Below are 10756 nucleotides of genomic sequence, written 5' to 3' on the forward strand. Positions count from 1 at the left end.
AAGATCTTCATGAGCCTTCTAAGGAGGAAGCCGACCACGTCCGGCCGGGCTGCCGGCCCCGGCCGGGGCCGGCCGAACCGATGTCGGGCGAGCGGCCCCGAGTGCACGGCTAACCTGGCTCCGTGACGGGGCGAGTGAGCACAGTGGTGCTGATGTGTGGTCTTCCGGGAGCGGGCAAGACCACCTACGCGATGGAACTGGTCCGGCGCGGTTACGCCCGACTCTCGATCGACGAGGCGGTCTGGCAACGACTCGGGCGGCGCGACGCCGGCCTGGTCCTGGGGGCTCAGGCGTTCGATCGGCTCAAGGAGGAGGTCCGCCGGGAGCAGCGGGCGGAACTGGTCGAGCTGATGCTGGCCGGGCGCGACGTGGTGGTGGACTACAGCTTCTGGAGTCGCGCCGCCCGTGATGACTACAAGGCGCTGGTCGAGAGCCACGGCTGCCGTTGGGAGCTGGTCCACCTCAAGGCCGACCAAACGACGCTGGAGCGTCGCCTCAAGGTCCGGAACGGCGAGGCAGGAGCCAACTCCGTCACCGTGGACGAGGAGCTGTTCAACCGCTACCTGGCCGATTTCGAGGAACCGCAGGGAGAGGGGGAGCAGGTCTTCATTCAGTCCGCCTGAAGCCGGCCGACGGTGTGCCGAGGCTCAAGCCGGGCCACAGCAGTGGTTGCCGGGGCCGGGCAGGATTCGTGTCCGCAGGCTGCCGGTTCGCCGATCTTCCGCCTGTCGCCCGGCCGGGCGATCCTGTGGGCGCCGCCCCAGCGGAAGGCAGCGACCACACAGCGGAGGAGCGGCCCATGGATCCGGTGACCTTCTCCGGGCTGTCGCGCATCAGCCGAGTCCACTTCTTCCTGGCCTGGGCACTGTGCGCGCTGGCGATACTGCTCGTGGCAGCGACATGGCTTCCCGGCCCGAACAAGGTCTCCTCCGCTGCCGTGGGCACCGTGTTCGTCTCCTGCTTCCCGGTCTTCGGCTTCGCCCTGCTGAGGGCCGCGTTCTCCGAGGGCGGCAGGACCCTGCTCGGCAGGACGAACGGCGGCCCTGTGCTTCGGTTCCTGCGCAGCCTGCCGACAGGTCTGAAGTTCTCCTACGCGGTTGTGCTGGCCGCGGTGCTGCTGTCCGTGGCGACCGGGGGAGCGGCGCGTGACGCCGCGGCCGACGGGCACGGCGGCTACCACTCCACGAAGTGGGACAACACCGAGCTGCGCAGCGACCGGATCGAGCTCAGCGAGGACGAGTACCAGAAGGCCACCAAGGCTGAGGCCCGCCTCTCGGCGTCCTGGGCCGCGTTCTTCCACTCCGTGAGTGGCCTTCTGGCCCTCGTGGCCGTGCAGCCGCCTGCCGCCTGCCCCTGACGGAGCACACGCTCGAACGGGCATGGCTCCAGAGGAGCGCGTCAGGCGGCGCGGCCGGCCTTGAGCAGGGCCGCGGTCTCCACGACGCGCCGGGCCTGGTAGCGGGCCGCCCGCAGGGCCACCTCACCGGGCGGGCCGTCGCCGGCCACGTGGGAGGCACCGTAGGGGTTGCCCGACTGGAACTGGACGGGGTCGGTGTAGCCGGGGGGCACGGTGATCCCGCCCCAGTGGTAGAACGTGTTCGCCAGCGCCAGGAGGGTGGATTCCTGCCCGCCGTGGGCGGTGTTGGACGCGGTGAAGGCACACCTTGTCCGAGAGCCTGCCTTGGAACCACAGGGGGCCGGTGGTGTCGATGAACGACCTGAGCCGGCCGGGTTGCCGAAGCGGGTGGGGGTGCCGAACAGCACCGCGTCGGCCCACTCCAGGTCGTCGTGACCGGCCTCGCCGACGTCGGCGGTGGCCGCCAGGTGGTGCGCGCCGCCGGCCGGCGTCGCTCAGCCGAGTTTCCGGCGCAGTTGCAGGACGTAGAGAACCAGGAGCGACGGGGCGATCAGCGCCGCCGCGACGCAGGAGACCACGACCAGCACCCACAACGTGGCCGTCGGAGCCGCCGCCTGCTGGATGACCAGGTGGGTGCCCAGGAGGTAGGGGTACTGCGCGACGCCCCAACCCGCGACCACGGTGGCGATCGCCGTGGCGGCCATGCCGCGCACGACGACGGTGCGGCTCCTGCGCAACAGCAGCAGTGCGATCAGACCGCACACGGCGGAGACGGCGAGGAGCGGCGCGCCCACGGTGCTCAGCTGGTGGAACAGGCGCGGTGAGTCCGAGCGCAGCACGAAGACACCCGCCAGCGCCACGAGCCCGGTGGCGACGGCCGCCGCGACGGCCCGGTCGCGGAACGCCGCCTCCAGCTGCTCGTCTCCACGGCGCTGGGCCTGTCCGTTGAGGAACACGGCGGCGAGATACGCGCAGACCGCGACGGCGAGTACGCCGCCGAGAGCGGCTGTCGGATTGACCCAGCTCGACAGCGGGTCACCGTGTCCGTCCGTGGGGACACGGCCGGAGGCGATGCCGCCGGCCACGGTGCCGAAGAAGAACGGCGTGAGGACGGACGAACAGGCGAATGCGGCGCTGCTCAGCTGCTCTCCCCGGCCCTCGGGCAGTGAGTGGCGGAAGGCGAACCCCGCTCCTCTGGTGACGATTCCCAGGGCGGCCAGACCCAAGGGGACGTAGAGCGTGGTGGTGATCGCGGCGAAGGCTTGTGGGAAGCCCGTCCACAGCGTGACGAGACAGAAGATGAGCCAGGTGTGGTTGGCCTCCCAGACCGGGCTCAGGGAAAGACTGATCAGCTCCCGCGAGCGGCGGCCCCGTTCGGGTCCGCCGGCCGTCAGGTCCCAGAAACCGGCGCCGTAGTCCGCCCCGCCGAACAGGGCGTAGGCGATGACGCCGACGAAGAGGATGGCGGCGATCGTAGTGCTCACGGGCGGTCGGCTCCGTCCGAGTGATCCTTCGCGGCTGGTGCCGGGCGGGGGCCGTAGGGCACCGCGACGGCGTCGGGGCCGCTTTCGGACCAGCGCCGGCGCATGGTGCGCAGAACGAGCAGCGCCCCGATGCCGACGCAGAGGTAGATGGCCAGGACGGTCGCGAACAACGGCCACAGGTTGCCCTGTGTCGCCACGGCGTCCCTGGTCAGCAGGACACCCACGACGGCCCAGGGCTGGCGGCCGACCTCGGTCACCACCCACCCGCTCTCCAAGGAGGCCAGCGAAACCAGCCCGGCCACGGCGGCACCGCGCAGGAACCAGCGGTTCGTGGGCACCTCGCGCCGGCGCCACCAGAACCAGGCGAACCAGAGGGACAGCAGGAGCAGCAGGGAGGCGGTCCCCACCATGACGTCGAAGGCCAGGTGCACCACATTGACCACCGCGTCGTCGGGGCGTACCGCCCGCGGGATCGCGTCGAGGCCGCGGATCGTGGTGGAGGGCCTGAAGCCGGCCAGGATCGACGCCACGTCCGGCAGGGGCAGGCCGTAGCGCACCGCGCCGTTGACGATGACACCGCCGAGCGTCTCCGGGACGTGGTCGGCGGTGGACGGCACCAGTTCGATGGCGGCGAACTTGGCGGGCTCCCGGTCGAAGACCTGACGGGCGATGGTGTCACCCACCAGGAACTGGAGCGGCATCGCGATCGCGGCCGTCGTGAAGGGCACGAGGAAACCCAGCCGGTGGTACCGATCCCGGCGCCCCTTGAGCAGACCCCACGCGTACACCCCGGCGACCATGAAGCCCGCGACGATGTATGCCGCGAGGAGCATGTGCACCGTCTCCCACCAGAAGGCGCCGTTGAAGAAGACCTTGGAGGGGACCACCTCGGTCACCCGCCCGTCCTTGACCGTGAAGCCCCCGGGCTGGTTCATCCAGCTGTTCGCCGCGATCACGGAAGCCGTCCCGCCGACACCCGCCAGCGTGACCACGACACCGGTGAGGAAGTGCGGCCACGGCGGCAGTCTTCTCCAGCCGTAGATGTAGATGGCCATGAAGATCGCCTCGAGGAAGAAGAACAGTCCCTCGATGGCGAAGGGGAACCCGAACGCCGCGCCGTACGCGCCCATGAGCCCGGGCCAGAGCAGACCCAGCTCGAAGGTCAGAACGGTGCCGGAGACGGCCCCGACCGCGAACAGCACGGCGGCCACCCGCGACCAGCGCTGCGCCAGAAGCAGGGCTTGCTGATCGCCGTACCGCAGGGCGCGGAACTGGCACACCAGCATCATGAAGGTGAACGCGACTCCGAACGGCACGATGATGATGTGGAAGCCCAAGGTGAACGCCATCTGCTCACGCGCGGGGAGGAGCTGCGGCGGGTCGGCGACCGAGAGCAGGGAGGACAGCAGCATGGGTTCTCTTTCCGGCTCGGACGGAGGAAGCCAGTTCTCGGTCCGTCGCGGTCAGGGCATCGAACGTCGGTGACGGCCGCCCATCGAGGTCACCTCTCCTCCAGCCCTTCGCTGCGGCGCCGCAGGCGACGGCGCTGCGGCTGCACCACGTAGGCGGGATCCTTCGTGGACGTCACTCCGGCCTCGAAGGTGCCGAAACGCTGCAGCACGCTGCCCGCCAGCAGGGCCAGTCCGCCCGCCGCGGCGGCCACGCGGCTGCGCCGGGCGAGGGTCAGCGCGGTGACCGCTCCGCCCAGCGTGAGGTACTCGGACGCCCTGCGCAGGCGATGCGGACGGCCGGTGGTGTACGCCTGCGTCACGAAGCCGGGGCGCCGGTCGATGAGGCGGGAGGCGACGATCTCGGTCGCCGCTCCGACCACGCCGAGCCGCCGTGCCGGGGCCGCCTCCGCCACGGGGGACAGCAGCATGCCGAGACCTGCGCCGCTGGCCGCCGCGGAGCCGGCGAAGACGAACGGCAGCTCGCGGTGGGCGTCGTTCCATGCGGGCACCGCCGTCTGGGAGAGCAGAGCCGCCGTGTACGAGGCCACGCCGGGCGCGAACAGGGCCGCGGACAGCCCGGCCGGGCGTGCGGCCAGGTGCAGCAACCGCCCCGGCAACGAGGCCCGCACGGCGGCAGGCAGCATCTCCGCCGTGGCGGCCAGCGCGCTGCCGGGGGAGTAGGCGACGAGGATCCACGTGCCCACGGACATCGGCGAGCTCGGCTTGGCGACTCTGAGCATGTGATGGAAGCGCTCGGGCCGGCCGAGGTCCGCCACCAGCAGGTACATGCTCACCAGCAAGGCGGCGAAGCCGCCGACACGGCCCGCCCGCCGCAGTTGGGGACGCGCCGTCAGATCCGCGCCGGCCGCGAGCAGCGCGGCACCGGCCGACAGACCGCCGGTGAAGAGGTACGCGGGGATCTTCCACTCCCACACCGGAGGCTTGAGCACCGGACGCCCGTAGTAGGAGCGGAACGCCGCGCGCGGCACCATGGACTGCTCGCGGCTGCCGTCGTCATGCCCCGGGCCGGAGCGGTGACCGCCGTGCCGCTCGGGCCGGATCGCCTCGCCGCCGCTCATCGCCGTCCTCCGCGCAGGAAGACGGCGGCCGAGGCGGCCACCAGGGCCGACGCGGCCAGGCCCACGTGCTTCCAGATCGACACCAGATCGCGGGTCGGCACGACCGGGTCGGGTGGCAGCCCGTACACCTCGGGGTCGTCCAGGAGCAGGAAGAAGGCGCCGTCGCCGCCCACGCCGTCCTCGGGATCGCGGCCGTACAACTGGGCCTCCGGCACCCCGGCCTCGTGCAGGGCCGCCAGCCGTCGATCAGCCCGCTCGCGCAACTCGTCCAAGGGGCCGAACTGGATGGAATCGGTGGGGCAGGCCTTGGCACACGCCGGTTCCAGCCCGTCGCGGAGCCTGTCGTAGCACATCGTGCACTTCCAGGCCCGCCCGTCGACGGGCCGCCGGTCGATGACGCCGTAGGGGCATCCGGACACGCAGTAGCCGCAGCCGTTGCAGATGTCGGGCTGCACCACCACCGTGCCGAACTCCGTGCGGAACAGGGCGCCGGTGGGGCATACGTCGAGACATCCCGCGTGCGTGCAGTGCTTGCACACGTCGGAGGACATCAGCCAGCGAAACTCCGTGCGGGACTCGACTCCCGTGGCCGCTCCGGGCAGGCCGAAGGAGGGGAAGCCCAGATCGACCGGGGCCGTCCCGAGGTCGCCGCCGCCGCGTTTGGCGACCTCCAGGGCGTCCGCCACCACCTCGGTCGTGGCCTCCGTGCCGGACGGGCCCACGGGCAGGTCGGCCAGGCCCGCGTCCTGCCGGCCGAGCGGGCGCTCCTGCTCGACGAAGGCGACGTGCCGCCATGAACTGGCGCCCAGCATGCCGGTGTTGTCGAAGGACATGCCCAGCAGGTCGATGCCGTCCTCCGGCACGTCGTTCCACTCCTTGCAGGCGACCTCGCAGGCCTTGCAGCCGATGCACACGGAGGTGTCGGTGAAGAAGCCCACCCGAGGCGGGTGGTCGCGGTGGCCGGCGTCCGCCGCGGGGTCGGTGAGCGGCCCGTGGAAGCTGTTCTCGCGGGTCATGACGCATCCTCCGGCCGGTCGTGCGACTCGATGTGGGCGCGCTCGGTATGGCCGCCGGCGGTCGCGATCCGGGTGCCGGTCTCCGGTGTGATGCCGGCCCGGCGGCGGTAGTCGGCGACGTACTCGAGCAGGGCGGGGCCCCGCGGGCGCCGTCCGGGCCGTACGTCGCAGGTGAGCACCTTGCTCTCCTGGATGAACACGTTCGGGTCGGCCACCACGCCGATCAGGTCGTTGACCACGTCGCCCGTGGTCAGGCCCGTCGTACCCCAGTGGTAGGGCATCCAGACCTGGTGGACGACGCGGTCGTCCACGCGCAGCGGTGCCATGCGGTCGGTGACGACGACCCGCGCGTCGACGGCCGTCCGGCTGGTGATGACGTGAGCCCATTCGAGGTGCCGCAGGTCGCGCTCTTGCGCGAGTTCGGGGGAGACCTCGACGAACAGCGCCGGCTGGAGTTCCGCCAGGTACGGCAGCTGCCGGCTCATGGCCCCCGCCGTGTGGTGCTCGGTCAGCCGCGCGGCGGTGAACACATAGGGGAACACCTCGCCGTGCGCTTCCGGCGGCGCCGGGTTGGACGGGTTGTCGGGGCGGCCGTAGACCTTGCGCACCGGGTTGGCCTGCTGGCCGTAGAGCAGGTTGCGCATCGGCGACTCGTGCGGCTCGTAGTGGGTGGGCAGCGGCCCGTCGGCGAGGCCGGCCGGGGCGAACAGCCATGCCTTGCCGTCGCGCATCATGATGAAGGCGTCGCTGCCGCTCAGCGCGTCCGGGCCGGACGCGCCCTCGGCGGGCTGGTAGTGCGGCGGTTTGGTCCGCTCGAAGTCCGGGGTGTCGTGGCCGGTCCACTCACCGGCCTCGGCGTCCCACCACACCAGCTTCTTCCGCTCGCTCCAGGGCTGTCCGTCCGGGTCGGCGGAGGCCCGGTTGTACAGCACGCGGCGGTTCAGCGGCCAGGTCCACCCCCACTCCGCGTCGTACGGTCCTGTCCGGGTGTGGGGTGTGCGGCGGCGGGCCTGGTTGGTCTCGCCGGCGTACACCCCGCTGTAGATCCAGCAGCCGCAGGCGGTGCTGCCGTCGGCCTTGAGGTCGAAGTAGCCGTCGACCGTGCGGCCCGTGCGCAGGTCGATCCCGTTCATGTGGCGCAGCACGTCCGAGGCGGACGGCTCGTCGCCCTCCGTCTCGTAGTCCCAGGCCAGGTCCTGGACCGGGCGGTCCCGCTCGTCGGTCGAACCCGCCAGACGCTCCTTCAGCCGGAGCCCGAGCTGGTAGAAGAACCACAGCTCGGAGCGCTGGTCGCCGGAGGGGGCCACGGCCTGGTCGCGCCACTGGAGCATCCGCTGCGTCTGGGTGAAGGTGCCCGCCTTCTCCACGTGCGACGCGGCGGGGAAGAAGAACACCTCGGTGCGGCAGCGCTCGGTGGCGATCTCACCCGTCTCGACCTCGGGCGCGTCCTTCCAGAACGACGCGCTCTCGATCATGGCGAGGTCGCGGACGACCAGCCAGTCGAGGTTCGCCATGCCGAGACGCTGCAGCCGGCCGTGGGCCGAGCCGACCGCGGGATTCTGGCCGAGCAGGAAGTAGCCGAAGACCTTCCCGTCATTCATGTCCATCACGGTGCGGTACGTGCCGTGGTCGCCGTTCATCCGCGGCATGTAGTCGAAGCAGTAGTCGTTCTCGGCCGTCGCGGCCTCGCCCCAGTACTCCTTGAGCAGCGACACCATGTAGGCGTCGGCGTCGCCCCAGAAGCCCTTCTCCCGCGGGCCACGGACGGTGTCCAGATAGCCGGCCAGGTCCTCGTGAGCGACGTCCGGCATCGGCAGATAGCCCGGTAGCAGGTTGAACAGGGTGGGCACGTCCGTTGAGCCCTGGATGCTCGCATGGCCGCGCAGGGCGTAGATACCGCCGCCCGGGCGGCCGATGTTGCCCAGCAGCAGCTGGACGATCGATCCGGCCCGGATGTACTGGGCGCCGACGGAGTGCTGGGTCCAGCCGACGCTGTAGACCAGGGCGGTGGTCCGCTCCCGGCCGGAGTTCGCCGTCCAGGCCCGGCACACGTCCAGGAACAACTCCTGCGGCACACCGCAGATCCGCTCCACCATCTCCGGGGTGTAGCGCGCGAAGTGCCGCTTCAGCACCTGGAAGACGCAGCGTGGGTGCTCCAGGGTGGGATCGGCCTCCATCTCACCGGGACCCTCCTCGACGAACGGGCCCTTGGCGCCGTGCCGGTAGGGCTCGGAGGTCTCCTTCGCGTGGTCGCCGGGCCGCTCCTGCGCCGTCACGCCGGCGTACGACCAGCTCGACGCGTCGTACGCCGCGGTGTGCGGGTCGTAGCCGCTGAACAGGCCGTCCAGGTCCTCGGTGTCCTGGAACCGCTCGTTCACGAGGAAGGACGCGTTGGTGTACGCCCGCACGTACTCGCGGAAGTCCAGGTCGTGGCCGAGGATGTGGTTGATCACGCCTCCCAGGAACGCGATGTCGGTCCCGGCCCGGATGGTGACGTGCTGGTCGGCGTGCGCGCTGGTGCGCGTGAACCGCGGGTCGATGTGGATGACCTTCGCACCGCGTGCCTTGGCCTCGATGACCCACTGGAACCCGACCGGATGTGCCTCGGCCATGTTCGAGCCCATGATGACGATGCAGTCGGTGTTGACCAGGTCCTGAAGGTAGTCGGTGGCACCGCCACGTCCGAGCGAGGCTCCCAGACCGGGAACCGTGGCGGAGTGTCAAATGCGCGCCTGGTTCTCGATCTGCAAGGCGCCGAGGGCCGTGAACAGCTTCTTGATGAGGTAGTTCTCCTCGTTGTCCAGCGCCGCGCCGCCGAGGCTGGCCAGGCCCATGGTGCGGCGCAGGGTCCTGCCCTCCTCGTCGGTGTCCTGCCAGCCCTTGCGACGGGCGTCCAGCACCCGGTCGGCCACCATGTCCATGGCCGTCTCCAGGTCCAGGCGTTGCCACTGGGTGCCGCAAGGCGGCCGGTACAGGACATGTTCCTCGCGCTGCGGGCCCGTCACGAGCTGCTTGCTGGCGGATCCCTTGGGGCACAGGCGGCCGCGGGAGATCGGGCTGTCGGGGTTGCCCTCGATCTGGATGACGCGCTCGTCCTTCACGTACACGCGCTGAGCGCAACCCACCGCGCAGTACGGGCACACCGAGTGCACCATCCGGTCCGCGCTCTCCGTCCGGGAGCCGAGAGCGGCCGAGCGGGGCGACTGCGCCGCCTTGCCGCGGCCCAGCGGGTCCGTGCCGGTCAGCTGCCGGTACACCGGCCAGGCGTCGATCCAGCGCTTCAGGCCCATCCACCTGCTCCTTCGTGCGGTGCCTCCGCCCGCACCCGACGGTACCGGTCACGAGGCCGCCCGCAAGTCAGGCACGCGCGGTCCGGACGCGGGCGGCTCGGGCGAACGAACGGCCGCGTCGGAGAGCAGGGGATCGCCGACACCCGGTGCGGGCAGGCTGCTTCTCCGAAACACCGAGGGCTTGCTGACCGCCGCTCGTACTCCGCGAGAGTGGGCCGCGCGCCCTTGCCCGCCGCCGGGCGTGCCCCGCGGCGCACGCTTACGATGGCACACCTCGCGTCACGAGCTCCGGAGAAGTCGTGCAGCAGCAGGTGCAGTCGCAGGTCAGCAGCCCTGAACGGCGTCTTCGTGTCGCCGTGGTGCTGCTGGTGGCAGCTTCCGGAGGCGTGGAAGCCGTCTCCTTCACCGCGCTCGACAAGGTCTTCGCGGGAGTCATGACCAGCAACCTCGCACTGCTCGGCATGGCCGCCGGACGAGGCGAGGCCGTCAGTGTGAAGGCGGCCGTGCTGGCGCTGGCCGGCTTCGGCGTGGGCGTACTGGCGGTCGCCCTGTTCACCCGCGGCCGCGTCGCTGCGGTCACCCACTGGGACCGGCGCGTCATGCTCGTCCTCGCAGCCGACGCGCTCCTGCTGGCGGTGGGCGCGCTGGCCTGGGGACTGACCGGCGGCACGCCCGGGGAGACGGCCCGGGACGTCATGCAGTTCGGGGCCGCGCTCACGATGGGGTCGCAGTCCGCCGCGATGGTGGCCGCCGGTCGCGCCGCCGCGCCCACCACCTACCTGACCGGCACGCTCGCCACCTACATCACCAAGGGCGTCGGCACCGGCCGCCCGGACGTATGGGTGCCCCTGCGCTTCGCCGGCCTCATCGCGGGTGCCGCCGTCTGCGCCGCCCTGCTGAAGGAAGCCCGCGCCTGGGCCGCCGTGCCACCCGTCGTCCTTGTCCTGGCCGCGATCGCCGCGGCCGGCGTTCCTGCCACCCGGGGCCACCTTTGATGGTCTTCGCCTGGACGGACAGCGGATTGATCTTGATCGCGTCGCCCTGACTCTGGTCGTCCTTTACCGGGACTCTTGCAGAAA

General features: G+C 71.2%; 8 protein-coding genes and 1 pseudogene. 3 read left to right on the forward strand and 6 right to left on the reverse strand.

Annotated features, from left to right (window positions below; genetic code table 11):
* Positions 1 to 122 precede the first annotated feature (122 nt).
* Positions 123 to 623 carry a P-loop nucleotide/nucleoside kinase family protein gene (locus tag BZY54_RS44165; RefSeq protein ID WP_208640953.1) on the forward strand — a complete coding sequence of 167 codons (501 nt, stop codon included), beginning with the start codon at positions 123 to 125 and terminating at the stop codon, positions 621 to 623.
* Positions 624 to 799: 176 nt separating this feature from the next.
* Complete coding sequence (locus BZY54_RS44170) at positions 800 to 1357, forward strand: hypothetical protein (RefSeq protein ID WP_086730994.1); 558 nt, start codon at positions 800 to 802, stop codon at positions 1355 to 1357.
* A 41-nt stretch (positions 1358 to 1398) separates the two neighbouring features.
* Here BZY54_RS44170 and BZY54_RS44175 read toward each other — a convergent pair.
* The 6 genes and pseudogenes from BZY54_RS44175 to fdh all read right to left on the reverse strand — a co-directional run.
* Positions 1399 to 1833: pseudogene (locus tag BZY54_RS44175) on the reverse strand (NAD(P)H-dependent oxidoreductase); the annotation flags it as partial.
* Positions 1834 to 1851: 18 nt separating this feature from the next.
* On the reverse strand, positions 1852 to 2841 hold the full coding sequence (locus BZY54_RS44180) for a cytochrome d ubiquinol oxidase subunit II (protein ID WP_086730995.1): 990 nt from the start codon (positions 2839 to 2841) through the stop codon (positions 1852 to 1854).
* Positions 2838 to 4253: a cytochrome ubiquinol oxidase subunit I gene (locus BZY54_RS44185; protein WP_086730996.1), complete on the reverse strand. Its 1416-nt coding sequence runs from the start codon at positions 4251 to 4253 to the stop codon at positions 2838 to 2840. Before BZY54_RS44185 ends, BZY54_RS44180 begins: the two co-directional genes overlap by 4 nt.
* An 89-nt stretch (positions 4254 to 4342) precedes the next feature.
* Positions 4343 to 5371 (reverse strand): NrfD/PsrC family molybdoenzyme membrane anchor subunit, encoded by a 1029-nt coding sequence (gene nrfD / locus BZY54_RS44190; RefSeq protein WP_086730997.1) that lies wholly within the window; start codon positions 5369 to 5371, stop codon positions 4343 to 4345.
* On the reverse strand, positions 5368 to 6387 hold the full coding sequence (locus BZY54_RS44195; protein ID WP_086730998.1) for a 4Fe-4S dicluster domain-containing protein: 1020 nt from the start codon (positions 6385 to 6387) through the stop codon (positions 5368 to 5370). Before BZY54_RS44195 ends, nrfD begins: the two co-directional genes overlap by 4 nt.
* Positions 6384 to 9677 carry a formate dehydrogenase gene (fdh, locus tag BZY54_RS44200; protein WP_086730999.1) on the reverse strand — a complete coding sequence of 1098 codons (3294 nt, stop codon included), beginning with the start codon at positions 9675 to 9677 and terminating at the stop codon, positions 6384 to 6386. The genes BZY54_RS44195 and fdh overlap by 4 nt, the downstream gene beginning before the upstream one ends.
* Before the next feature lie 299 nt (positions 9678 to 9976).
* On the opposite strand from fdh, the gene BZY54_RS44205 reads away from it, so the two are divergent.
* Positions 9977 to 10672, forward strand: coding sequence for a DUF1275 family protein (locus BZY54_RS44205; RefSeq protein WP_086731000.1), 696 nt, complete (start codon positions 9977 to 9979; stop codon positions 10670 to 10672).
* Positions 10673 to 10756 lie beyond the last annotated feature (84 nt).

It is taken from the genome of Streptomyces carpinensis, assembly GCF_002154505.1.
Taxonomy (GTDB): domain Bacteria; phylum Actinomycetota; class Actinomycetes; order Streptomycetales; family Streptomycetaceae; genus Streptomyces; species Streptomyces carpinensis.